We start from the raw sequence: 23,943 nt of genomic DNA on the forward strand, positions 1-23,943 counted from the left end.
GGCCAGCGACGCTGTGCCCAACCTTGCTTGTGCTGCCGGATGTCTGCGGCGCGCAGCTTGCGCTGGAAAAGGCCGAAGTATACCCGAGCGCTCGGGGCGCCGGGTCGCTATAATCGCCGGCTTTTGATACGCGAACGACGGGGAGAGGTGATGCGCGAGCAACTTTTGGCGGCCGAGAAGGTGACCGGAATCCGCTGGCAGGGCGGCGTTCTGCATCTGCTCGACCAGCGCCTGCTGCCGTCCCAGGAACACTGGCTGGCCTGCGACACTGTCGCCCAGGTGGCCACCGCCATTCGCGACATGGCCGTGCGCGGCGCATCGGCCATCGGTATCGTGGCCGCGTATGGGCTGGTACTGGCCGCCGAGGAGCGTCTGGCAGAAGGTGGCGACTGGGAGATGGACCTCGAAGAGGATTTCATGCTCCTGGCCGAGGCGCGCCCTACCGCAGCCAACCTGTTCTGGGCCTTGAACCGGATGCGCGAGCGCCTGCAACGCCTGCGTCCCGACGAGAACGTGCTGGGCGCACTGGAAGCCGAGGCGCTGGCCATTCACGAAAGCGATCGCGAGGCCAACCTGACCATGGCCCAGCACGGCACCGAACTGATCCGCCGACACCAGGGCAATGCCCAGACGCTGCTGACCTACGGCAATGCCGGCGCCTTGGCCAGCGGCGGTTTCGGAACCGCGCTGGGGGTGATTCGCGCAGGCTTTCTGGAAGGCATGGTGGAGCGGGTGTACGCCGGGGAAACTCGCCCGTGGCTCCAGGGATCGCGGCTCACGGCCTGGGAGCTGGCCAACGAAGGCCTGCCGGTCACCCTGTGCGCCGATTCGGCCCTGGCGCACTTGATGAAGACCAAGGGCATCACCTGGGTCGTGGTCGGCGCTGATTGCATCGCTGCCAATGGGGATGTGGCCAGCAAGATCGGCACTTATCAACTGGCGGTCAGCGCCATGCACCATGGTGTGCGCTTCATGGTGGTAGCCCCGAGCAGCAGTATCGACCTGAACCTGGAGACGGGGGACGACATCCCGCTTGAAGAGCGCGAGCCGGATGAACTGCTCGACTATGCCGGCACGCGGGTGGCACCGGAGGTGGAGGTATTCAATCCGGTCTTCGACGTGACCCCGGCGGACCTGATTGATGTGATCGTGACCGAGCGCGGCATCATCGAACGCCCGGATACCGCCAAGCTGGCGCAGATGATGTGCCGCAAGCGCCTTCACTGAAGGGCGGCGCAGCAGACCCTTCGTGCGCCATAGCCTGCTGCCGACCTAGCAGGTGTTTACACGCGCCCAGGCGCACCTGCCCGGCGCGCTGTCGAGCGCGGGCCTGTGGGGCTCGCGGCTACCGTTCACCCCGGCGTGCACCGCTCGGCCAGGGCATGAATTCGCGGCCCGGCTGGCCACTTGCCGCATCTCCCACTACCCCTGCCGTTGTGGTAATATCCGGCAGTTTCCAAGACCCCGCTGTGCGGCGGTCTTCATTGCGCAGATCCATGGCACAACTCATTGATTTGTCGTAAGTCGTCACAGGCGAGTGCACTGCGGCGGCGAGCTTCGTTCGGCCCTTGATGGCGCTGCGAAGTTTCACCAGAAAAAGGAATCAGGCTTCTCATGGGCGAACTGGCCAAAGAAATCCTCCCGGTCAATATCGAAGACGAACTGAGACAGTCTTACCTCGACTACGCGATGAGCGTGATTGTCGGGCGAGCGCTGCCCGATGCGCGTGACGGCTTGAAGCCCGTGCATCGCCGCGTTCTCTTTGCGATGAGCGAACTGGGCAACGACTGGAACAAGCCGTACAAGAAATCCGCCCGTGTGGTCGGTGACGTGATCGGTAAGTACCACCCGCACGGCGACACTGCGGTCTACGACACCATCGTGCGTATGGCCCAGCCTTTCTCGCTGCGCTACCTGCTGGTCGACGGCCAGGGCAACTTCGGTTCGGTGGACGGCGACAACGCCGCGGCCATGCGATACACCGAAGTGCGCATGGCCAAGCTGGCTCATGAGCTGCTGGCCGACCTGCACAAGGAAACCGTCGACTGGGTGCCCAACTACGACGGCACCGAGCAGATCCCGGCGGTCATGCCGACGCGTATTCCCAACCTGCTGGTCAACGGTTCCAGCGGCATCGCCGTGGGCATGGCCACCAACATTCCGCCGCACAACCTGGGCGAAGTGATCGATGGCTGCCTGGCGCTGATCGACAACCCGGACGTCACCATCGATGAGCTGATGCAGCACATCCCCGGTCCCGATTTCCCTACCGCAGGCCTGATCAACGGCCGCCAGGGCATCATCGAGGCCTACCGCACCGGCCGTGGCCGCATCTACATGCGGGCCCGCTCCCAGATCGAAGACATCGACAAGGTGGGCGGTCGTCAGCAGATCGTGGTGACCGAGCTGCCGTACCAGTTGAACAAGGCGCGCCTGATCGAGAAGATCGCCGAGCTGGTCAAAGAGAAGAAGATCGAGGGCATCACCGAGCTGCGCGACGAGTCCGACAAGGACGGCATGCGCATCGTCATCGAGCTGCGTCGCGGCGAGGTGCCGGAGGTGGTGCTCAACAACCTGTACTCGCAGACCCAGCTGCAAAGCGTGTTCGGCATCAACGTCGTGGCCCTGGTCGATGGCCGTCCGCGCCTGCTCAACCTCAAGGACTTGCTCGAAGCCTTCGTGCGCCACCGCCGCGAAGTGGTCACCCGGCGCACCGTGTTCGAACTGCGCAAGGCGCGTGAGCGCGGCCACATCCTCGAAGGCCAGGCGGTTGCGCTGTCCAACATCGACCCGGTCATCGCGATGATCAAGGCCTCGCCCACCCCGTCGGAGGCCAAGGAAGCCCTGGTGTCCACCGCCTGGGAATCGAGTGCCGTGCAGGTCATGGTCGAACGTGCCGGTGCCGATTCGTGCCGCCCGGCCGACCTGCCTGAACAATACGGCCTGCGCGACGGCAAGTACTACCTGTCGCCGGAACAGGCCCAGGCGATCCTTGATCTGCGCCTGCACCGCCTGACTGGCCTGGAGCACGAGAAGCTGCTGGCCGAGTACCAGGAAATCCTGGAGCAGATCGGTGAGCTGATCCGCATTCTCAACAGCGCCGAGCGCCTGATGGAAGTGATCCGCGAAGAGCTCGAGGCGATTCGCGCCGAGTACGGCGATGCCCGCCGCACCGAGATCCTCAATGCCAGCCACGACCTCAACTACGGCGACATGATCCCCGAAGAAGAGCGCGTGGTGACCATTTCCCATGGTGGGTATGCCAAGACCCAACCATTGTCCGCCTACCAGGCCCAGCGCCGTGGCGGCAAGGGCAAGTCGGCCACCGGCGTGAAGGACGAGGACTACATCGAGCACCTGTTGGTCGCCAACAGTCACGCCACCCTGCTGCTGTTTTCCAGCAAGGGCAAGGTGTACTGGAAAAAGACCTACGAAATCCCCGAGGCATCTCGCGCTGCCCGTGGTCGCCCGCTGGTCAACCTGCTGCCGCTGGAAGAGGGTGAGCGCATCACCGCCATGCTGCAGGTCGATCTTGAGGCCTTGCAGCAGAACGCCGACCTTGAAGAAGAACTCGAAGACGCCGATGACGCCGTGCTCGAAGGCGAGCTGGTCGAAGTCGAGGAAGTGGACGAGGAAGAAGGCGACACCCCCGAGTGGGCGGCAGAGCCTACTGGCGCCTACATCTTCATGGCCACCGCTTCCGGCACTGTCAAGAAGACGCCGTTGGTCCAGTTTGCCCGTCCTCGCTCCAACGGCCTGATCGCCCTGAAGCTCAAGGAAGGTGACACCCTGATCGCTGCGGCCATCACCGATGGTGCCAAGGAAGTGATGATGTTCTCCGACGCCGGCAAAGTCATCCGCTTTGCCGAAAGCGTGGTGCGCGAAATGGGCCGTACCGCCCGCGGCGTGCGCGGCATGAAGCTGGGCAAGGGGCAGCAGATCATCTCGATGCTGATCCCGGAGTCCGGTGCGCAGATCCTCACCGCGTCCGAGCGTGGCTATGGCAAGCGTACCCCGCTGTCCAAGTTCCCTCGTCGCGGCCGTGGCGGCCAGGGCGTGATCGCCATGGGTACCAAGGGGCGCAATGGGTTGCTGATCGGCGCCATCCAGGTGCAGGAAGGTGAGGAAATCATGCTGATTTCCGATCAGGGCACACTGGTACGTACCCGGGTCGGCGAGGTGTCCAGCCTGAGCCGTAACACCCAGGGCGTGACGCTGATCAAGCTGGCCTCCGACGAGACGCTGGTGGGCCTTGAGCGCATCCAGGAGCCGTCCGAGGAAGAGCTCGATGCGCTCATCGAGCTTGACGAGGAGGGCGTGGAGGCCCAGGCCCCTGACGAGCAAGATGCAGCGGGCGCCGAAGAAGCCCCGCAAGAGTAAGTGCGCTGAACCCGAACGGGGCGACCAAGGTCGCCCCGTTTGACTGATCAAGCCAGGCATTTGGCCTGCAAGGGCCCCAGGCAGGCCTGGGCCACCGAATTACGATGTTGTTCTATTTGGCAGAGCGAGAGTGGATGTGAGCAAACGAGCCTTTAACTTCTGCGCAGGCCCTGCCGCGCTTCCTGATGCCGTGCTGCAGCGCGCCCAGGCCGAGATGCTGGACTGGCACGGCAAGGGCCTGTCGGTCATGGAGATGAGCCATCGCAGCGACGACTACGTGGCCATCGCCGAGAAGGCCGAGCAGGACTTGCGTGACCTGCTGTCCATCCCCTCCAATTACAAGGTGCTGTTCCTGCAGGGCGGCGCCAGCCAGCAATTTGCCGAAATCCCGCTCAACCTGTTGCCTGAAGACGGCACCGCCGACTACATCGAGACCGGTATCTGGTCGAAGAAAGCCATCGAGGAAGCGCGCCGCTTCGGCAACGTCAACGTGGCTGCCAGCGCCAAGCCCTACGACTACCTGGCCATCCCTGGTCAGAACGAATGGAACCTGACCGCCAACGCAGCCTACGTGCACTATGCCTCCAACGAGACCATCGGTGGCCTGCAGTTCGACTGGGTGCCACAGACCGGCGATGTGCCGCTGGTGGTCGACATGTCCTCCGACATTCTCTCGCGCCCCATCGACGTGTCGCAGTTCGGCCTGATCTACGCAGGTGCCCAGAAGAACATCGGCCCCAGCGGGCTGGTGGTGGTCATCGTGCGTGAAGACCTGCTGGGCCATGCCCGCAGCAGCTGCCCGACCATGCTCGACTACAAGGTTTCGGCAGACAATGGCTCGATGTACAACACGCCTGCGACTTATGCCTGGTACCTCTCGGGCCTGGTCTTCGAGTGGTTGAAGGAGCAGGGCGGCGTGGACGCCATGGAGCAGCGCAACCGTGCCAAGAAAGACCTGCTGTACGGGTTCATCGATGCCAGCGCGTTCTACAGCAACCCGATCAGCGTCAATGCCCGGTCGTGGATGAACGTGCCGTTCCGCCTGGCCGACGAGCGTCTGGACAAGGCCTTCCTGGCCGGTGCCGACGCCCGTGGCCTGCTCAACCTCAAGGGACACCGGTCAGTCGGAGGCATGCGTGCATCCATCTACAATGCCTTGGGTCTGGATGCGGTCGAAGCCTTGGTGGCCTACATGGCTGAATTCGAGAAGGAGCACGGTTGATGTCCGAGCATGAACTGCAGGCACTGCGTGTGCGCATCGACAGCCTCGACGAAAAGATTCTCGAGCTGATCAGCGAGCGTGCCCGCTGCGCCCAGGAAGTGGCCAAGGTCAAGACGGCGTCGTTGGCCGAGGGCGAGGCGCCGGTGTTCTATCGTCCCGAGCGCGAGGCTGCCGTGCTCAAGCGCGTGATGGAGCGCAACAAGGGCCCGCTGGACAACGAGGAGATGGCGCGGCTGTTCCGCGAGATCATGTCCTCGTGCCTGGCATTGGAAGAGCCGCTCAAGATCGCCTACCTGGGCCCTGAAGGCACCTTTACCCAGGCCGCCGCCATGAAGCATTTCGGTCATGCGGTAGTCAGCCGCCCGATGGCGGCCATCGACGAGGTGTTCCGCGAAGTGGCGGCCGGGGCCGTGAACTTCGGCGTGGTGCCGGTGGAAAACTCCACCGAAGGCGCAGTGAGCCACACCCTGGACAGCTTCCTCGAGCACGACATGGTGATCTGTGGCGAAGTGGAGCTGCGTATTCACCACCATCTGCTGGTGGGCGAGAACACCAAGACCGACAGTATCAGCCGCATCTACTCCCATGCCCAGTCATTGGCCCAGTGCCGTAAGTGGCTCGATGCCCACTACCCCAATGTCGAGCGGGTAGCGGTGTCGAGCAACGCCGAGGCTGCCAAGCGGGTCAAGGGTGAGTGGAACTCGGCGGCCATCGCCGGCGACATGGCGGCCAACCTGTACGGGCTGACCCGCCTTGCGGAGAAAATCGAGGACCGCCCGGACAACGCCACGCGGTTCCTGATGATTGGCAGCCAGGAAGTGCCACCCACTGGGGACGACAAGACCTCGATCATCGTCTCGATGAGCAACAAGCCCGGTGCCCTGCACGAGCTGTTGGTGCCGTTCCACCAGAACGGCATCGACCTGACCCGCATCGAGACCCGGCCTTCGCGCAGTGGCAAGTGGACGTATGTCTTCTTCATCGACTTCGTCGGTCATCACCGCGATCCGTTGATCAAGGCAGTGCTCGAACAGATCAGCCAGGAGGCGGTGGCGCTGAAAGTGCTGGGGTCTTATCCGAAGGCGGTGCTTTGAAGCGCAACCTTCCGGGCCGATGCATGGCCCCGTAAGCCCTCAAGGACTGCCTCGATTTTCGTACAGGGTTCATACCAGTGGTAAAAGCAGCAAAAACCAAACCCGTCCCGATCATCGACCGCCTGGTGGTGGTCGGTCTCGGTCTGATCGGTGGCTCGTTCGCCAAAGGCCTGCGTGAAAGTGGCCTATGCCGCGAAGTGGTCGGCGTCGACCTCGATGCGCCTTCGCGCAAGCAGGCCGTTGCCCTGGGCGTGGTCGACCGCTGCGAAGAGGATCTAGCCACGGCCTGCCTTGGCGCCGACGTGATCCAGCTGGCCGTGCCGATCCTGGCCATGGAGAAAGTCCTGGCGCGCCTGGCCCGGCTCGATCTGGGTGAGGCCGTGATCACTGACGTCGGCAGCGCCAAGGGTAACGTCGTGCGCGAAGCGCGTTCGGTCCTTGGCGAGCGCTTGTCGCGCTTCGTGCCTGGCCACCCCATCGCCGGCTCCGAGCAGAGCGGGGTGGAGGCGTCCAACGCCAGCCTGTTCCGTCGGCATAAGGTCATCCTCACGCCGCTGGCCGAAACCGACCCTGCTGCGTTGGCCCTGGTCGATCGCCTGTGGCGTACGCTGGAGGCTGACGTTGAGCATATGCCCGTCGAGCGCCACGACGAAGTGCTGGCTGCGACCAGCCACTTGCCACACCTGCTGGCCTTCGGGCTGGTCGATTCGCTGGCCAAGCGCAATGAAAACCTGGACATCTTCCGGTACGCTGCGGGAGGCTTTCGCGATTTCACGAGAATCGCCGGTAGCGACCCGACCATGTGGCATGACATCTTTCTCGCCAACCGCGACGCTGTCCTGCGCACACTCGATACATATCGCAGTGATCTCGACGCCTTGCGCGACGCGATCGCTGAAGGGGACGGGCACCAGCTGCTGGGTGTTTTCACCCGCGCTCGGTTTGCCCGCGAGCATTTCAGTAAAATCCTGGCCCGCCGGGCCTATGTGGACGCTATGAACGCCAACGATCTGATTTTCCTGGCCCAACCCGGTGGCCGCCTGAACGGGCGAATCCGCGTACCGGGCGACAAGTCGATTTCCCATCGCTCGATCATGCTCGGCTCGCTGGCCGAAGGCACCACCGAGGTCGAGGGTTTCCTCGAAGGTGAAGATGCCCTGGCGACCTTGCAGGCATTTCGCGACATGGGCGTCGTCATCGAAGGCCCCCATCAGGGCCGCGTGACCATCCATGGTGTCGGCCTGCACGGCCTGAAGCCGCCGCCGGGTCCACTGTACGTGGGTAACTCCGGCACCTCGATGCGCCTGCTGTCGGGCCTGCTGGCCGGCCAGTCGTTCGACGTCACCATGACCGGCGACGCCTCGCTTTCCAAGCGCCCGATGAACCGGGTGGCCAACCCGCTGCGCGAAATGGGCGCCGTGGTCGAGACCGGCCCCGAAGGCCGTCCGCCGCTGACCATTCGCGGCGGCAAGCCGCTCAAGGGCCTGACCTACACGCTGCCGATGGCCAGCGCCCAGGTCAAATCCTGCCTGCTGCTGGCCGGCCTGTACGCCGAGGGGCGCACCACCGTCACCGAGCCGGCGCCAACGCGCGACCACACTGAGCGCATGCTGCGCGGTTTCGGATACCACGTGCAGTCCGATGGCCCGGTCGCCTCGTTGCAGTCCGGCGGCAAACTCACCGCCACCCGCATCGAGGTGCCGGCCGATATCTCGTCTGCAGCGTTCTTCCTGGTGGCGGCATCCATTGCCGAGGGGTCGGAACTGGTGCTCGAACATGTCGGCATCAACCCGACCCGCACCGGCGTCATCGACATCCTGCGCCTGATGGGCGGCGACATCACCCTGGAGAACCAGCGTGAGGTGGGCGGTGAGCCGGTGGCGGACCTGCGTGTGCGCGGTGCCAAGCTCAAGGGTATCGAGATCCCGGAGGCGCTCGTGCCACTGGCCATCGACGAATTCCCCGTGCTGTTCGTCGCCGCTGCCTGCGCCGAAGGGCGTACCGTGCTGCGCGGTGCCGAAGAACTGCGCGTGAAAGAGTCCGACCGCATCCAGGTGATGGCCGATGGCCTGCTCACTTTGGGCATCCAGTGTGAGCCCACCCCCGATGGCATCATCATCGACGGCGGGCAACTGGGCGGCGGTGAGGTGCACGGGCACGGTGACCACCGCATCGCGATGGCCTTCAGCGTCGCATCGCTGCGCGCCAGCGCGCCGATTCGTATCCATGACTGCGCCAACGTCGCCACTTCGTTCCCCAACTTCCTGTCGCTGTGCGCTGAGGTTGGCATCCGCGTGGCCGAAGAGGGCAAGTCGTGAGCGCCTTGACGCCAGTCATTACTATCGACGGGCCCAGTGGTTCCGGCAAGGGGACCGTGGCCGGTCTGATGGCGCGCGAGCTGGGCTGGCGGCTGCTGGATTCGGGCGCGCTGTACCGTCTGCTGGCCTTCAATGCCAGCAACCATGGCGTGGACCTGACCAACGAGGAGTTGCTGACTCAGCTTGCCGCCCATCTGGATGTGCAATTCATTGCCGCCGAGCCCGGTAAACTGCAGCAGATCATTCTCGAGGGTGAGGATGTCAGCAACGTGATTCGCACCGAGACCGTCGGTGCCGGTGCTTCCATGGTTGCTTCGCTGCCTGCGGTGCGCGATGCGCTGCTGGTGCGCCAGCGCGCCTTTCGCGAGGCCCCAGGCCTGATTGCCGATGGCCGTGACATGGGCACGGTGGTGTTTCCGGACGCGCCGCTGAAGGTATTTCTGACCGCCAGTGCCGAGGAACGTGCCCGCCGCCGTTACCTTCAGTTGAAGGGCAAGGGTGAAGATGTTAGTCTGTCGAGTCTGCTGGATGAGATTCGTGCGCGTGACGAGCGCGACACCCAACGTGCAGTGGCCCCGCTCAAACCAGCGGCCGATGCCATTCAGTTGGACTCAACCGAGTTGTCCATCGAGCAGGTGTTGCAACGTATCAGGAGCGAGCTCGCCTTGCGCGATCTCCTCTGATAACCAGGAAGGCAGGCAGGGGCACCAGTCAACGTCCTGCCCGCTTTCCTTTATCTAAACGAAACCCACATTGTCTGGAATGTGGCGATGGGCGTCTGTTTCGCCCGAATCTACAGGAATTAAAATGAGCGAAAGCTTTGCAGAACTCTTTGAAGAAAGCCTGAAAACCCTCAATCTTCAGCCGGGTGCGATCATCACCGGTATCGTTGTCGACATCGACGGCGACTGGGTTACCGTACACGCTGGCCTGAAGTCCGAGGGCGTCATCCCGCTCGAGCAGTTCTACAACGAAGCTGGCGAGCTGACCATCAAGGTCGGTGACGAAGTGCACGTTGCGCTGGACGCGGTCGAAGACGGCTTTGGCGAAACCAAGCTGTCCCGTGAAAAAGCCAAGCGCGCCGAGTGCTGGATTGTTCTGGAAGCAGCTTTCGCCGCCGAAGAAGTGGTCAAGGGCGTTATCAACGGTAAGGTTAAGGGCGGCTTCACTGTCGACGTTAACGGCATCCGTGCGTTCCTGCCGGGCTCCCTGGTTGATGTCCGCCCAGTGCGCGACACCACCCACCTGGAAGGCAAAGAGCTGGAATTCAAGGTCATCAAGCTCGACCAGAAGCGCAACAACGTTGTCGTTTCCCGTCGCAGCGTGCTGGAAGCCGAGAACTCCGCCGAGCGCGAAGCCCTGCTGGAAACCCTGCAGGAAGGCCAGCAAGTCAAAGGTATCGTCAAGAACCTCACCGACTACGGCGCATTCGTGGACCTGGGCGGTATCGACGGCCTGCTGCACATCACCGACATGGCTTGGAAGCGTATCAAGCACCCATCGGAAATCGTTAACGTTGGCGACGAAGTCGACGTACGCGTTCTGAAGTTCGACCGCGAGCGCAACCGCGTTTCGCTGGGTCTGAAGCAGATGGGCGAAGATCCGTGGGTAGCTATCACTGCCCGTTACCCAGAAGGTACTCGCGTACAGGCTCGCGTAACCAACCTGACCGACTACGGCTGCTTCGCTGAGCTGGAAGAAGGCGTTGAAGGTCTGGTACACGTTTCCGAAATGGACTGGACCAACAAGAACATCCACCCGTCGAAAGTCGTTCAGGTTGGCGACGAAGTGGAAGTCATGGTTCTGGACATCGACGAAGAGCGTCGTCGTATCTCCCTGGGCATCAAGCAGTGCAAGTCCAACCCATGGGAAGACTTCTCCGGCCAGTTCAACAAGGGTGACAAGATCACCGGTACCATCAAGTCGATCACCGACTTCGGTATCTTCATTGGTCTGGACGGCGGCATCGACGGCCTGGTTCACCTGTCCGACATCTCCTGGAACGAAACCGGCGAAGAAGCCGTACGTCGTTTCAAGAAGGGCGACGAGCTGGAAACCGTCATCCTGTCGGTCGATCCAGAGCGCGAGCGCATCTCCCTGGGCATCAAGCAGCTGGAAGACGATCCGTTCTCCAACTTCGTTGCTGTCAATGACAAGGGCGCTATCGTCAAGGGCATCGTGAAAGAAGTTGACGCCAAAGGTGCCATCGTCACCCTGGCCGACGACATCGAAGCCACTCTGAAAGCTTCCGAAATCAGCCGTGACCGCGTTGAAGACGCGCGTAACGTTCTGAAGGAAGGCGAAGAGATCGAAGCCAAGATCATCAGCGTTGACCGCAAATCGCGTGTCATCAGCCTGTCGATCAAGTCCAAAGACGACGCTGAAGAGCGTGAAGCCATCCAGAGCCTGAAAAACGCTCCGGAAGCGGCTGCCGATACCACCATGGCTGCGCTGCTGCGCGAAGCAATGGCCAAGCAGAACTGAGTTCTGTTTGATCGGTAAAAAGGGCGACCCTCGGGTCGCCCTTTTTTATGGGCGTTATCTTCGCCTCGTTTAGGGCGTGTCCCTACGTTTTTCGTGGTTGAACTCGCTTGCCTCAACCCGCTAAGGTCCCGACCTTGATTTTCGAGAGACAACCATGGGCTATCTGATCATCGTTGCGCTTATCCAGGCGTTCTCTTTCAGCTTGATAGGCGAGTACCTGGCCGGCCACGTCGACAGCTATTTTGCCGTGCTTGCACGCGTGGTGCTGGCGGGCCTGGTCTTTCTGCCGTTGACCCGATGGCGGCAGGTAGAACCGCGCTTTGTCCGCTCGATGCTGCTGATAGGTGCCTTGCAGTACGGCATCACCTACGTGTGCCTTTACTTGAGCTTTCGCGTGCTCAGCGTACCTGAGGTATTGCTGTTCACCATTCTTACGCCGTTGCACGTGACCCTGATCGAAGATGCCATGAACCGGCGGTTCAACCCATGGGCGCTGCTGGCAGCGCTGGTGGCCGTAGCCGGCGCGGCGGTGATTCGCTTCGACAGCATCAGTGGCGAATTCTTCATGGGCTTCCTGTTGCTACAGCTGGCCAACTTCACGTATGCCGCGGGCCAAGTGTTGTATCGGCATCTGGTTGCCCGTTTTCCCAGTGACCTGCCGCACTATGCGCGGTTCGGCTATTTCTACCTGGGGGCACTGTTGGTGGTCCTACCTGCGTTTGTGTTGTTCGGCAACGGCGCACACCTGCCCAGCACGTCGGTGCAGTGGGGCGTGTTGGTGTTTCTGGGGCTGTGCCCTACGGCGCTGGGCCTGTACTGGTGGAACAAGGGTGCTTGCCTGGTATCGGGTGGCACGCTCGCCGTGATGAACAACCTGCACGTGCCGGTGGGGCTGCTGCTCAACCTGCTGATCTGGAACCAGCATGAACCGCTTGGGCGGCTTCTGGCAGGCGGAGCCATCATTCTGGGATCGGTATGGTTGAGTCGTTTCAGTGCACGGGCACAGGCCCCAATGCCCGGCAAAGCCTGACATGCACACCGTTTTCGTGATTGTCGCACCGATCTTCGCCTTGATCATCGTCGGCTACCTGTGCCGCCGTACCCATAAACTGGGCGACAAGGCAGCGGCCGAAATCAACAAGATGGTGGTCTGGCTGTGCCTGCCGGCCTTGCTGTTCAAGGTCACCGCCACGGCCACCTGGGCTGAAATCTGGCACCCTGGTTTCATCGCCGCATTTGGCGCCGGGGCCCTGGCGATGTTTGCGATTACCCTGCTATGGCGGCTGCGCGGCGGCCATGGATTAGTGGCGTCGAGCATCGATGGGCTGAGTGCCGGCTACGCCAACACCGGCTACATCGGCATTCCCTTGTGCTTGCTGCTGTTCGGTCAGCCTGGCTTGCAACCAGCGCTGATTTCATCGTTGATTGTGGTCTGCCTGGTATTTGCCCTGTCGCTGATGCTGATCGAAATCGGCTTGCAGGATGAGCCCGAAGTGGGCCGCGCCGTGGGTCTGGTGCTCAAGGCGTTGGCCAAAAACCCGCTGGTCGTCGCGCCGCTGGCAGGTGCAGCGTGGGCCATGACCGGGCTGGGGCTGGCCGAACCGGTGATGCACTTGCTCGACATGCTCGCATTGGCCACCACGCCCTGTGCACTGGTGTCGCTCGGAGCCTTTCTGGCAGAGAAACAGCCGCGCGCACAGGCCAGCCCCTGGCCGCTGGTGGCGTTGAAATTGATCGGCCAGCCGGCGCTGACCTGGGTGCTGGCGTACAAGGTGTTTCACCTGCCCGACATGTGGGCCGCCTCGGCCGTGCTGCTGGCTGCACTGCCCACCGGTACTGGGCCGTTCATGCTGGCGGAGTACTACAACCGGGATGCGGGCTTGATCTCCAGGACCATTCTCTGGTCAACGGTGGTCTCACTGCTGACCTTGACGGCGCTGCTTTACCTTTTGGGGTATGCGCAGTGAATGAGCGGTTCGAACGCTCAGAGATTCCGATCGCGTTCAGCGACATGCTGGCCGGGACCTGAACACTGAGGGTGAGGCGCTGGTCCAGAACGCCTCACCGACACGGCTGCTTGACCGCCGGGTAGGTCGCTAGCGCACCAGCAGCCAGATCAAGGCCACCACGATTACCACGCCAGCCACGATCATCCAGCGCGGCCGGCTGTTTTGCTGTGGCTGCGCCTGGGCGTGGGGCCGGGTGTGCGTCTGCTCCTCGTCAGGTTCAGCGGGTCGCGCCTGCGGGGCAGGGGCGTGCGGCGCTGCAAGCGGCACCTCCTCCCCGCGCAACAATCGCACCAGTCGCGGCCAGCCTGCCTGCTCGGCCAGTTGCAACGGCGTTTGACCCAGCGGGTTGAGCGCCGAGGTGTCGGCCCCGTGCTCAAGCAGAGCGCTCACCACCGGGTAGTTGCCCGCCAGCGTTTCGCGGTGCAGCAGCAACCAACCGCCCTCATCGGGATCGGTCACCATGGCAGGATGTTGCACCAGTGCATCGTGCACCTGCGCCACCATGTTCACGGCCATGGGATGGTCAGCCTCTTCCAGCCGCTTGAGCGCTTCGGCGTCAGCAGGAGTATCCAGGGCCCGCGAGAGCAATACCTGAGGTTGCCCTTTGGGTGCCGGTACGAGCGCCACGAACCCGGGCTCACCAAATTCCAGGCCCCACGCCGCATCGTGTTCAGCACGTTCGGTTGCGGGCATCTCGCTGCGCATTGCATCGATGGTGAAGCCTCCATAGACCTCACCGGCAGACACGTACATCCAGTCAGTGAGCGCCGAAAACGGCAGCGTCACACGCTGCGCTGCATCGAAGCCCGTAGCCTATTCCGGTTCGTTGAGCAGTACGCCGCTGATCGAGACGCCGTCGAGCGCCACTTCGCTGAGCCACATGTTCTCGACGGTTGGCAGTTCCGGGTCGTTGCCCTGGACCGGGAAAGCCATCTTCACGGCGGCCATTTCCAGGCCCTTGATGATCCGGCGCGCCTCCCAGGAGAGCTCGCGCCAGAAGAACTTGAACGTGGCCTGTGCATTGGCGATGGCGGCTTGAAGGGCAGGGCTGTTGTCGTCGGCCGGGTAGATGATTTGCTCGGTCATGGGGTACATCCGTGTGAGTGCGCGTTGATGACGAAGAGTATCAAGGTCATCTGACCGAAGAGCAGGGAGCTGGTTCGAGAGGCTGGCGAGCCTTGAACACAGCCGCCTGGCTTAAGCCTCGCTCATTTCCTCCAGATGCCGCGGCATCGGCTCCTGCACGGGCGCATTGTGCCCGGCCAGGCCTACGCGCATGTCATTGCCACTGGGCTGCTGATACAAGCTCAACCCGAACTCCGGCAGCACCGCCAACAGGTAATCGAAGATGTCCCCTTGGATGCGCTCGTACTCGGCCCACACCGTGGTGGTGGTGAAGCAGTAGATTTCCAGCGGCACGCCTTCTGCCGTGGTCTGCATCTGGCGGACCATGCAGGTCATGTTCGCGTGCACGTTGGGATGGTTTCTCAGGTAGGCCAGAGCGAAGGCGCGGAAGGTGCCGATGTTGGTCAGCTTGCGGCGGTTGGCCGAGAGTTCCGCCACCGGCCCCAAGGCTTCGTTCCAGCTTTGCAGCTCCTGACGCTTGCCGGCCAGGTAGTCACCCAGCAGGCGCACCTGGCCCAGGCGCTGTTCCTCTTCTCGGGTCAGAAAACGGACCCCGGCGGCATCGATGAACAGGCTGCGCTTGATGCGCCGGCCGCCTGATTGCTGCATGCCACGGTAGTTGCGGAACGATTCGCTCATCAGGCGCCAGGTGGGGATGGAAACGATGGTCTTGTCGAAGTTCTGTACCTTGACCGTGTGCAGGGTAATGTCCACCACATCGCCATCGGCGCCGACCTGCGGCATTTCGATCCAGTCGCCGACGTGCAACATGTCGTTGCTGGTCAGCTGCACGCTGGCCACGAACGACAAGAGCGTGTCCTTGTACACCAACAGCAGCACGGCCGACATCGCGCCCAGGCCAGACAGCAGCAGCAACGGCGAACGGTCGATCAGGGTAGCGACGATGACGATGGCCGCGAAGATCCACAGCATCATCTTGGCCAGTTGCACATAGCCCTTGATGGAGCGAGTGCGGGCGTGCTCGGTGCGGGCATAGATGTCGAGCAGGGCATCGAGCAGGCACGACAGGGCCATGGTCATGAACAGCAGCGTGAAGGCCAACGCCAGGTTGCCCAGAAAGTGCTGGGCGGTGTCGGACAGCTCCGGCACCAGCTTGAGCCCGAACTGCAGCACCAGCGACGGTGTGGTCTGCGCTAGGCGGTGGAAGACCTTGTTGTGACGCAAGTCGTCGAGCCATTTCAGGGCTGGCTGGCGTGCCAGCAGGCGGGCGCCGTGCAGCACCAGAAAGCGCGCCAGGCGCCCTAGAATCAGCGATATCACCAGCAATACGGCCAGGCCGATGGCGGCGTGCAGCATGGGGTGTTGGTCGAGTGTGCCCCACAGGTCGAGGGAGTCGCGCCAGAAGCGTTGGATGTCCATGGGCTTGCTTACAGTCTTGTTGCCAAACGAAGCGTTATTAGAACGCGGATGGGCAGGCCCATGCCAAAAGAAATTCGGCTAAATCGCTAGAAAACGTTACCCTATGCAGCTGATTTCCGTACTTGCCTGAGGTTACCTCCGTGTTCTCCCAATTCGCCTTGCACGAACGCCTGCTCAAAGCCGTGGCCGAGCTTAAATTCGTCGAGCCTACCCCGGTGCAGGCCGCCGCCATTCCCCTGGCGCTGCAAGGGCGGGACCTGCGTGTCACCGCGCAGACCGGCAGTGGCAAGACGGCAGCGTTCGTTCTGCCGCTGCTCAATCGTCTGGTCGATCTGCGCGAGCGTCGTGTGGAGATTCGCGCGCTGATCCTGCTGCCTACCCGTGAGCTGGCACAGCAGACCCTCAAGCAGGTGCAGCTGTTCTCGCAGTTCACCTACATCAAGTCGGGCCTGGTGACCGGGGGCGAAGACTTCAAGGAACAGGCCGCCATGCTGCGCAAGGTGCCGGACGTGCTGATCGGCACACCGGGCCGTTTGCTTGAGCAGCTCAACGCCGGCAACCTCGACCTGTCCCACGTCCAGGTGCTGATCCTGGACGAGGCCGACCGCATGCTCGACATGGGCTTCGCCGAAGACATGGAGCGCCTGTGCAAGGAATGCGAAAACCGCGAGCAGACCCTGCTGTTCTCGGCCACTACCGGCGGCGCGGCCTTGCGCGACATGATCGGCAAGGTCCTGAAGGACCCTGAGCACCTGATGCTCAACAGCGTGTCACAATTGGCCGAGGGCACTCGCCAACAGATCATCACCGCCGACCATGACCAGCACAAAGAGCAGATCGTGCAATGGCTGCTGGCCAACGAAACCTTCGACAAGGCGATCATCTTCTCCAATACCCGCGCCATGGCCGACCGTATCTACGGTCACCTGGTCGCCAAGGACGTCAAGGCGTTCGTGCTGCATGGCGAGAAGGACCAGAAAGACCGCAAGCTGGCCATCGAGCGCTTCAAGCAGGGCAGCTCCAAGGTGTTGGTCGCCACCGACGTGGCCGCGCGGGGCCTGGACATCGATGGGCTGGACCTGGTCATCAACTTCGACATGCCACGCAGCGGCGATGAATACGTGCACCGGGTGGGCCGTACCGGGCGCGCCGGCGGCGAAGGCCTGGCGATCTCGCTGATCACCCATAACGACTGGAACCTGATGTCCAGCATCGAGCGCTACCTCAAGCAGCAGTTCGAGCGCCGGGTCATCAAGGAAGTCAAGGGCACCTATAGCGGGCCCAAGAAGGTCAAGGCGTCTGGCAAGGCTGCCAGTACCAAAAAGAAGAAGACGGACAAGAAAGGTGGTGACAAGAAGGCCACTGCCAAGCGCAAGCCTACGGCCAAGCCCAAGGCCAACGCACCGTTGACCAGCTCTGATGGGCTCGCACCGTTGAAGAAGCGCAAGCCCTCAGCCGAGTAATACCAGGGGCCTGGGCCAGGGCAGCGCTCAGCGCTGCTCTGGCCTAACGTCCCTGTATCACCCTGCCTTTTTCTCGGCCGCTTTCAATTCCTTGATACGCGTGTCGATCAACTGACACTTGTCCGGCAAGTCCTTGCTGGCGGTTCCCAGCTGCATGCCTTGCAGTTCCTCGTTGATTTCCTTGGCCTTCGCCGGGTTCTGTTCGGTCAGTTGAGCCACCAGCCCAGCCAGTTCCTCGCGCTTTTGCGTCGCTTCTTCCGGCGTGCATGCCCAGGCGGGCAACGCGCTGCACAAGGTAACCAGGCAAGTGATACGCAGCAGTGGTTTCATCCTTTAGCCCTCCGGCGTTGTTGATGGACGGTTGAGGTGCAGCAAACCGATTGGTTCACAGCCTTGGATGAATGGGCAGAAGCTGGCGTGGTTTCTTGCAGCTAATGCACGCGACCTTCAGGCCATTTGCGTGGAACGTGCGAAGATTCGGAAGGTCCCAAGCCTGTGTACATCCTCGACGCACACCAGGAGGTAATCGCATGCGTACTGTCTATAACTGGGACCTGATCGAACGCTTGTTGCATGAAGTACAAAACGGTAGCGGGCAAAACTTCACGCCCCGCCCTTATGCCGAAGCGCATGCCGCTGACCTGGCGGCCAAGGGTGAGCCGGTCGGTGACCTGGATCGCCTCAAAACCCAGGCCTGCGACTATGAGAAGCTGCTTCTGGAGCGAGGCTATATTCAAAGCCGCCCGGAAGAGGAGGGTGGTAACGGCGAGAACTTCGTACTGACCGAGCGAGGATCGCGCCTGATGAGCCTGATCGACAGCAGCATTCCAGGCTTTGAACACCCGCGGCAAGTGCTGGACGATCAGGAAGATGCGTTGGATGAAAGCACCTTCGAGCACGTCTCGTCCAAGGCGCAGATTGCCGGTGGTGCCATTTAAGGCTGGCCAGTGAGGCATGCGTGAATCGATAATCTCCTGTCCCTCTCTTCAGGTGAATCACTGCGCATGCCTTTGTACCGTCTCGAGGTCCGCCGATGAGCGTGGCCCGCAAAAACCCCGATGCCTTCGCGTTCCAGGTCATGGTGGTGCTCTGCCTGATCTGGGGCAGCCAGCAGGTGCTGATAAAAACGGCCGCCGTGGACATTGCCCCGGTGATGCAGGCAACCCTGCGCAATTGCATCGCTGCGGTGCTGGTCGGGTTGATGGTGCTTTGGCGCGGCGACTGGAAGCAGATGGGGGTGACCTGGCGCGCGGGTGTACTGGCGGGTGGGTTGTTCGGGCTTGAGTTTCTGTTCATTGCCGAAGGGCTCAAGCTGACCACGGCCGCGCACATGTCAGTGTTCCTGTACACAGCGCCAATCTTCACCGCCCTTGGCCTGCATTTCATGCTGCCCAGCGAACGGCTGAGGTTGTTGCAGTGGCTGGGTATACTGCTGGCGTTCGTGGGCATTGCACTGGCCTTTGCGGGTGGGACGTCATGGGCCAACATGGACGGGCGCACCTTGCTGGGAGATGCCTTCGGGGTACTGGCCGGCTTGGCGTGGGGCGCGACCACGGTCGTGGTCAGGGGGTCGCGCCTTTCCGAGGCGCCGGCAACCCTTACCCTGTTCTATCAGCTAGCCGTAGGTTTCGTCGGTTTACTGCTCATTGGGCTGATCACGGGGCAGGCCGGCGATGTGGTCATGACGCCGCTGGCGGTTGGGAGCGTGTTGTTTCAGGGCGTAATCGTCTCGTTCATCAGCTACCTGACCTGGTTCTGGCTGTTGCGCAAATACCTGGCATCGAACCTGGCTGTGTTTTCATTCATCACGCCCCTGTTCGGCGTCACCTTCGGGGTGTTGATCCTGGGCGAGCCGCTGACCGTGAATTTCGTGCTTGGCGCTGTGCTGGTGCTCTTGGGGGTGGTTCTGGTAAGTGCCGAGCCCTGGGTACGGCAGCAATTGCGCAAATGGGTCGGATGAGGGGGCAAGCAGTAACATAGGGAAACGATTGGCGGTGCCAGGAAATCCCCCAAACGGCTTGATCGGCGTCACAATCACCCCCATCTGTAAGATCAGATATAGGCGTCAGCCGATACATGCGGCTATGATCTGTGTAAGGCAGCGCCGAACTGATTCGCCGTTAGGCTTACCCGTAAAGGGGGCATTATGAATAAAGCACTGTACAACTGGCTCCACGACCTTGGGGTTGCCTTGGGTTTGATTCCGCCGCCCTTGCAGCCGGTTCCCATACCGACTGACGAAAAGCAGCGCCCTCGCCAGCCACGACGCCGCTGAGCGAGCGAAGGCCGTTCTCCCCTTTTTGGGTAGAGCGGCTTTTTTGTTCCGATCAGCGTTTCTGCTCCCGGCACGTCCGCTGCCAGGTTCCGTCTGTTCAGGCGGCTTAATGCCGCCTGATGCAACCCCGCTCCACCCCCCTGTCATGCCTCCCGCTTCATGCGCTCATCCCCGTTCATTGCGACCTGTTTCAGCCAGCTGCGACATTGGGTTAAACATTGCGTTGATGTATTTCGTCAGGATGCAATAATTTCCTGCGGCTACGGCCTCCTATTTGAAAGCGCTCTGCTACATATCAACCTTGCGCCTATTTTTCTCACATTTTCATCCTGCAAGGATCGCCGAAGATGCGCACGAACCTGCCCGTCACCGAGCACGAAAGAACCTTCCCCGGCGATCAGCGCCTGATCTCGACCACCGATCTGGATAGCCGAATCACCTACTGCAACGAAGCGTTCGTGGCCATCAGTGGCTTCACCTATGACGAGTTGGTGGGTCAGCCCCACAATTTGGTACGTCACCCGGATATGCCCGCCGCGGTGTTTGGCCATATGTGGGACACCATCAAGCAGGGCAAGCCCTGGATGGGAATCGTCAAAAACCGGGCAAAGAACGGTGACTATTACTGGGTCAGTGCCTATGTCACGCCCATCTACGAACAAGGCCGCGTCAGTGGTTACGAGTCAGTGCGTTCAGTGCCCAGCCGCGCGCAGATCGCACGTGCCGAGCGCCTGTACGCACGCCTGCGCAGTGACCGCGCCGCGTTGCCTTGGGTGGCACGTGTGCGTCAGCGCCTGGGGACTGGCTGGCCGCTTGCCGCCGCCGGGGTGATATCGGCGTTCGCCTATGCCAGCCTGCCGGCCTACGCTGCGCTGGCGGTACTGATGACCAGTCTGCTGCTGGCCTGGTACGTCATCGAACGCCAGCACAGCCAAGCCATCCAGCGCACCCTGGCCGCACACCCCAAGGCTTTCACCAGCCCGCTGGTGGCGCTGACCTATAGCGCCAGCCCCGGGCTGCATGGGCAAATGGACCTGGCCATCCTGAGTGAAGAAGCACGCCTGCAAACGGCCCTGACCCGGCTTGAGGATGCAGGCGTGGGGGTCAAGGACCGGGCGTCACAATCCTCGAAATTATCAGACACCCAGGCCGCGATGCTTGACCGTCAGCGCAGTGAAACGGATCAATCGGCCACTGCCATCGCCGAGATGGCAGCCACCATCCAGCAGGTCACGCAGAACGTTCAGAACACGGCCCATGCTGCCGGTGACGCCGATCAGCTCGCTCAGCGCGGCAGCGAGCTGGCCCAGCAGAGCCTGCACGCCATGGACAGCATGAGCGAGGCGGTCAGTGACATTGGCCAGGCCGTCAATGCGCTCGCTCAGCAGACCCAGTCCATCGGCAGCGTGGTCGATGTGATCACTGCCATTGCCGAGCAGACCAACCTGCTGGCACTCAACGCTGCTATCGAAGCAGCCCGTGCGGGAGAGCAAGGGCGGGGGTTTGCCGTGGTGGCCGACGAGGTCCGTTCGCTGGCCCAGCGTACCCGCACCTCGACCGAGGAAATTCACCAGATCATCGCCACCCTGCGCGCCGGTGCCGAGCGGGCGGTGAGTTCCGCCGGCCACGGTGAACGCATCGCGCGCGACAGCAGGCAAAGCGTCGAGGCCGTGCAGAACGCGCTGGTCGGCATCGCCCAGGCGGTCAGCAGGATCACAGGCATGAGCCAGCAGATGGCTGCCGCTTCCGAACAGCAAAGCCATGTGGCCGAGGACATCAACCAGCAGATCACGCGCATTGCCCAGTTGTGCGATCAAAGCGCCGGGCAGGCACGGCAAGGCGCGCAAATCAGCCAGGACCTCGAACGCATGGCCGACTACCTCTATGGCTTGGCCGAGCGCTTCAATCGCTGATCGCCAATGCCTGCGTTGGGCGCGCTTTGGCGTGAAGGCGTGCCAGTTGATCTGCGATTGTGTGGCACACTGCGCGGCCAAGGAGATCCCATGTCCAGACCCCGCTGCGAGCGCTGCCTGCGCCCCCTCGACCATTGCCTCTGCGCCTTGATACCTGCGATCAGCAGCAGGACCCGCGTGTTGCTGCTGCAGCACCCAAGCGAGGCGTCTCATGCGCTGAACACGGCTCGCCTGGCAGCGCTTGGCCTGGTCAATGCCCAGTTGCACGTAGGTGAGGTATTCAAGGACCTGGATCAATGGCTGGCAATGCCAGGTTATCGGCCAGTGGTGTTGTTCCCGGGCGCGGACTCACAAGCGCTCGGGCCTTACACGCAGACCGACGGCATGCCGTTGTTGCTGGTCGTGCCGGACGGCACCTGGCGCAAGGCGCGCAAGTTGATGTACCTCAACCCGCTGCTGGCGGCTCTGCCGAAAGTAACCCTAGGGAATGTGACGCCGTCACGCTACCGACTGCGCAAGGCCCCGGAGGCAGGCGCGCTATCGACCATCGAGGCGGTGGTGCAGGCCTTGAACGTGCTCGAGCAACCGGTCAGCTTCGACGCCGTGCTGGCGCCGTTCGAAGGCCTGATCGAAGGGCAGATCCAAGCCATGGGGGCAGGCACCTACCAGCGTAATCATCGCAAGGACACAGGGGCGCCCTGAACGGCGCCCCGGTGCAATCAGCGCATCTCGGGCAGATGGGCTTCGGTGCGCACCTCGGTGGCAGCATAGGCGTCAGGCGGCAGCGAGATGCGCTGCTTGCTCAACAGCTCGCCCATGGTGGCCAGTACCCGGTAGCGGGAATAGGCCTCGGTGTAACGTACCTCGGTGTAACGACGGTCGGCGTTGTACAATTCGTTCTCACTGTCGAGCACGTCAAGCAGGGTGCGCTGGCCAAGGCCAAACTGGTCCTGGTAGGCAGCACGTACCCGTTTGGTGGTGTCGGCGTATTCGCGCGCGGTAGGCAACTGCTTGCTGGCGTTGTTCAAGGCGTTCCAGGCCAGGCTCAGGTTTTCGGTCAGCTCGCGCAGTGCATTGTTGCGAATGTCCATAGCCTGGTTGATCTTGTGCGCATCGGAGTTCAGGCGTGCCTTGTCGCTGCCACCGCGGAACAGGTTGTAGTTCATCTCTACGCCTGCCTGCCAGTCGTTGTTGCTGTGGCCTTTTTCACCGCCGGTGTTGTTGTTGGCACCGGTGGCCAGAATGGCATCAAAGCGCGGGTAGAAGGTCGACTTGGCAACCTTGTACTGCTCTTCGGCAGCGTTAACGTCTGCCTGGGCCGACTTGATGTAGGGGTTGTTCTGGCGCATGCCTTCGCGTGCTTCTTCCAGCGTTGCAGGCATCTGCACGGCAACCGCTTGCGGGTCTTCCAGCTCATCCGGCACACGGCCTACGACGCTGAAGAAGTTGGCCTCGGCATCGGCCAGGTCGACCTCTGCGGTATCCAGGTTGTTTTCCGCCAGGGCGCGACGGGCACGGGACTGGTCCAGGTCAGCCGTGCTGCCTACGCCCCGTTCGTTGCGCAGGCCGATCTGGTCGTTCACTCGCAGGTGGGCTTGCAGGTTGTTCTTGGCAAGGCTCACCAGTTCGCGGCGCTTGAGCACTTCCAGGTAGACCTCGATGGCGCGCAAGGCAACGTCTTGAGCCACCGCCTGGGTGTAGTACGCACGGGAAGTGGAGACCGCTTGGGTGCGGCCCACTTCGCTGGAGGTGTTGAACCCATCGAAGATCATCTGCCGCAGGCGCAGGTCGGCCTGGGAGTAGTTGAGGGTTTCTTTGTTATGACGACCTTCTGCGCGCGTATTGGCGTTGTCAGAGCGCTGACGGCCGTAGCCCGCCACCAAGTCGACGGACGGGTAGTAGCCCCCACGGGCGAACTTCACATCTTCATCAGCAGACAACTTGCTGTTGCGGTTCGAGCTGACCTGGGGGTGGTAATCCACGGCGCTTTGGACAGCTTCGGTGATCGACATCGCCTGCACGTGGGCACTTGCCAGAGCCAACAGCAACGCGCTGGTGATGGGGTTCAAAAGACGCATGGGTACCTCTCCCTGATCCTGGTTTTTCCTGCAGATCGCCAAAAAAATGACTATATTTTGATGCCGTATAGTGTTGCAGGTTTTTTAGCCCACAGCTAAGTACATTCACTGGAATGAGTAAGAAGATTTATTCATATCAACGTGCCATGTTCGACATTAATTGTCTAACGATTAGTAGGGTTGTTGCTGAATCAGGCGCCAC

The 23,943-nt window shown here is 62.0% G+C and carries 18 protein-coding genes and 1 pseudogene; 15 read left to right on the forward strand and 4 right to left on the reverse strand.

Features of this window, described 5'->3' with window-relative positions:
* Positions 1–150: 150 nt before the first annotated feature.
* The 9 genes from mtnA to PFU01S_RS04510 all read left to right on the forward strand — a co-directional run bounded on the left by mtnA (position 151) and on the right by PFU01S_RS04510 (position 13,465).
* A complete protein-coding gene (mtnA, locus tag PFU01S_RS04470; protein WP_028688041.1) occupies positions 151–1,227 on the forward strand; it encodes an S-methyl-5-thioribose-1-phosphate isomerase in 1,077 nt (358 codons plus the stop codon).
* Between the two features lie 387 nt (positions 1,228–1,614).
* Positions 1,615–4,380: a DNA gyrase subunit A gene (gyrA, locus tag PFU01S_RS04475; protein ID WP_027915875.1), complete on the forward strand. Its 2,766-nt coding sequence runs from the start codon at positions 1,615–1,617 to the stop codon at positions 4,378–4,380.
* Between the two features lie 136 nt (positions 4,381–4,516).
* Positions 4,517–5,602, forward strand: a complete 1,086-nt coding sequence (gene serC, locus PFU01S_RS04480) for a 3-phosphoserine/phosphohydroxythreonine transaminase (RefSeq protein ID WP_023533733.1) — start codon at positions 4,517–4,519, stop codon at positions 5,600–5,602.
* Positions 5,602–6,696: a prephenate dehydratase gene (gene pheA, locus PFU01S_RS04485; protein WP_023533762.1), complete on the forward strand. Its 1,095-nt coding sequence runs from the start codon at positions 5,602–5,604 to the stop codon at positions 6,694–6,696. The genes serC and pheA overlap by 1 nt, the downstream gene beginning before the upstream one ends.
* Positions 6,697–6,806: 110 nt before the next feature.
* Positions 6,807–9,014, forward strand: a complete 2,208-nt coding sequence (locus PFU01S_RS04490; RefSeq protein ID WP_028688040.1) for a bifunctional prephenate dehydrogenase/3-phosphoshikimate 1-carboxyvinyltransferase — start codon at positions 6,807–6,809, stop codon at positions 9,012–9,014.
* Complete coding sequence (gene cmk / locus PFU01S_RS04495; RefSeq protein WP_023533778.1) at positions 9,011–9,697, forward strand: (d)CMP kinase; 687 nt, start codon at positions 9,011–9,013, stop codon at positions 9,695–9,697. Before PFU01S_RS04490 ends, cmk begins: the two co-directional genes overlap by 4 nt.
* A gap of 124 nt (positions 9,698–9,821) precedes the next feature.
* On the forward strand, positions 9,822–11,498 hold the full coding sequence (gene rpsA, locus PFU01S_RS04500; RefSeq protein WP_003252673.1) for a 30S ribosomal protein S1: 1,677 nt from the start codon (positions 9,822–9,824) through the stop codon (positions 11,496–11,498).
* Positions 11,499–11,652: 154 nt separating this feature from the next.
* A complete protein-coding gene (locus tag PFU01S_RS04505) occupies positions 11,653–12,528 on the forward strand; it encodes a carboxylate/amino acid/amine transporter (protein ID WP_027915877.1) in 876 nt (291 codons plus the stop codon).
* A 1-nt stretch (position 12,529) separates the two neighbouring features.
* Positions 12,530–13,465, forward strand: coding sequence for an AEC family transporter (locus PFU01S_RS04510; protein WP_027915878.1), 936 nt, complete (start codon positions 12,530–12,532; stop codon positions 13,463–13,465).
* Between the two features lie 129 nt (positions 13,466–13,594).
* Here the strand turns inward: PFU01S_RS04510 and PFU01S_RS04515 are convergent.
* Positions 13,595–14,602: pseudogene (locus PFU01S_RS04515) on the reverse strand (DUF2314 domain-containing protein).
* 102 nt (positions 14,603–14,704) lie between these two features.
* Complete coding sequence (locus tag PFU01S_RS04520) at positions 14,705–16,012, reverse strand: mechanosensitive ion channel family protein (RefSeq protein ID WP_028688039.1); 1,308 nt, start codon at positions 16,010–16,012, stop codon at positions 14,705–14,707.
* Between the two features lie 140 nt (positions 16,013–16,152).
* On the opposite strand from PFU01S_RS04520, the gene PFU01S_RS04525 reads away from it, so the two are divergent.
* Positions 16,153–17,475 (forward strand): DEAD/DEAH box helicase, encoded by a 1,323-nt coding sequence (locus tag PFU01S_RS04525; protein WP_033695144.1) that lies wholly within the window; start codon positions 16,153–16,155, stop codon positions 17,473–17,475.
* Between the two features lie 57 nt (positions 17,476–17,532).
* On the opposite strand, the gene PFU01S_RS04530 is transcribed toward PFU01S_RS04525, so the two are convergent.
* The gene (locus PFU01S_RS04530; protein WP_027915883.1) at positions 17,533–17,805 is read right to left on the reverse strand and encodes a hypothetical protein; all 273 of its coding nucleotides are present in this window, start codon (positions 17,803–17,805) and stop codon (positions 17,533–17,535) included.
* 200 nt (positions 17,806–18,005) lie between these two features.
* Between PFU01S_RS04530 and PFU01S_RS04535 the strand changes: the two genes are divergently transcribed.
* The 5 genes from PFU01S_RS04535 (at position 18,006) to PFU01S_RS04550 (ending at position 22,365) form a co-directional block, all read left to right on the forward strand.
* Positions 18,006–18,413 carry a hypothetical protein gene (locus PFU01S_RS04535; RefSeq protein WP_028688038.1) on the forward strand — a complete coding sequence of 136 codons (408 nt, stop codon included), beginning with the start codon at positions 18,006–18,008 and terminating at the stop codon, positions 18,411–18,413.
* 95 nt (positions 18,414–18,508) lie between these two features.
* Complete coding sequence (locus PFU01S_RS04540; protein WP_028688037.1) at positions 18,509–19,435, forward strand: DMT family transporter; 927 nt, start codon at positions 18,509–18,511, stop codon at positions 19,433–19,435.
* A gap of 186 nt (positions 19,436–19,621) precedes the next feature.
* Complete coding sequence (locus PFU01S_RS22800) at positions 19,622–19,750, forward strand: PA1414 family protein (RefSeq protein WP_023533827.1); 129 nt, start codon at positions 19,622–19,624, stop codon at positions 19,748–19,750.
* A 347-nt stretch (positions 19,751–20,097) separates the two neighbouring features.
* Positions 20,098–21,663: a methyl-accepting chemotaxis protein gene (locus PFU01S_RS04545; protein ID WP_028688036.1), complete on the forward strand. Its 1,566-nt coding sequence runs from the start codon at positions 20,098–20,100 to the stop codon at positions 21,661–21,663.
* Positions 21,664–21,753: 90 nt separating this feature from the next.
* On the forward strand, positions 21,754–22,365 hold the full coding sequence (locus PFU01S_RS04550; RefSeq protein ID WP_027915887.1) for a tRNA-uridine aminocarboxypropyltransferase: 612 nt from the start codon (positions 21,754–21,756) through the stop codon (positions 22,363–22,365).
* Between the two features lie 17 nt (positions 22,366–22,382).
* Here the strand turns inward: PFU01S_RS04550 and PFU01S_RS04555 are convergent, their stop codons facing one another.
* Entirely contained in the window at positions 22,383–23,741 is a 1,359-nt protein-coding gene (locus tag PFU01S_RS04555; protein ID WP_023533803.1) for a TolC family outer membrane protein, read from the reverse strand.
* Positions 23,742–23,943 lie beyond the last annotated feature (202 nt).

It is taken from the genome of Pseudomonas fulva NBRC 16637 = DSM 17717, assembly GCF_000730565.1.
GTDB lineage: Bacteria > Pseudomonadota > Gammaproteobacteria > Pseudomonadales > Pseudomonadaceae > Aquipseudomonas > Aquipseudomonas fulva.

Excerpts from the sequence above, each read along its gene's own strand:
- mtnA (WP_028688041.1), top strand. The coding sequence starts at position 151 with ATGCGCGAGCAACTTTTGGCGGCCGAGAAGGTGACCGGAATCCGCTGG.
- gyrA (WP_027915875.1), top strand. The coding sequence starts at position 1,615 with ATGGGCGAACTGGCCAAAGAAATCCTCCCGGTCAATATCGAAGACGAA.
- pheA (WP_023533762.1), top strand. The coding sequence starts at position 5,602 with ATGTCCGAGCATGAACTGCAGGCACTGCGTGTGCGCATCGACAGCCTC.
- rpsA (WP_003252673.1), top strand. The coding sequence starts at position 9,822 with ATGAGCGAAAGCTTTGCAGAACTCTTTGAAGAAAGCCTGAAAACCCTC.
- PFU01S_RS04505 (WP_027915877.1), top strand. The coding sequence starts at position 11,653 with ATGGGCTATCTGATCATCGTTGCGCTTATCCAGGCGTTCTCTTTCAGC.
- PFU01S_RS04510 (WP_027915878.1), top strand. The coding sequence starts at position 12,530 with ATGCACACCGTTTTCGTGATTGTCGCACCGATCTTCGCCTTGATCATC.
- PFU01S_RS04520 (WP_028688039.1), bottom strand. The coding sequence starts at position 16,012 with ATGGACATCCAACGCTTCTGGCGCGACTCCCTCGACCTGTGGGGCACA.
- PFU01S_RS04530 (WP_027915883.1), bottom strand. The coding sequence starts at position 17,805 with ATGAAACCACTGCTGCGTATCACTTGCCTGGTTACCTTGTGCAGCGCG.
- PFU01S_RS04535 (WP_028688038.1), top strand. The coding sequence starts at position 18,006 with ATGCGTACTGTCTATAACTGGGACCTGATCGAACGCTTGTTGCATGAA.
- PFU01S_RS04540 (WP_028688037.1), top strand. The coding sequence starts at position 18,509 with ATGAGCGTGGCCCGCAAAAACCCCGATGCCTTCGCGTTCCAGGTCATG.
- PFU01S_RS22800 (WP_023533827.1), top strand. The coding sequence starts at position 19,622 with ATGAATAAAGCACTGTACAACTGGCTCCACGACCTTGGGGTTGCCTTG.
- PFU01S_RS04545 (WP_028688036.1), top strand. The coding sequence starts at position 20,098 with ATGCGCACGAACCTGCCCGTCACCGAGCACGAAAGAACCTTCCCCGGC.
- PFU01S_RS04550 (WP_027915887.1), top strand. The coding sequence starts at position 21,754 with ATGTCCAGACCCCGCTGCGAGCGCTGCCTGCGCCCCCTCGACCATTGC.
- PFU01S_RS04555 (WP_023533803.1), bottom strand. The coding sequence starts at position 23,741 with ATGCGTCTTTTGAACCCCATCACCAGCGCGTTGCTGTTGGCTCTGGCA.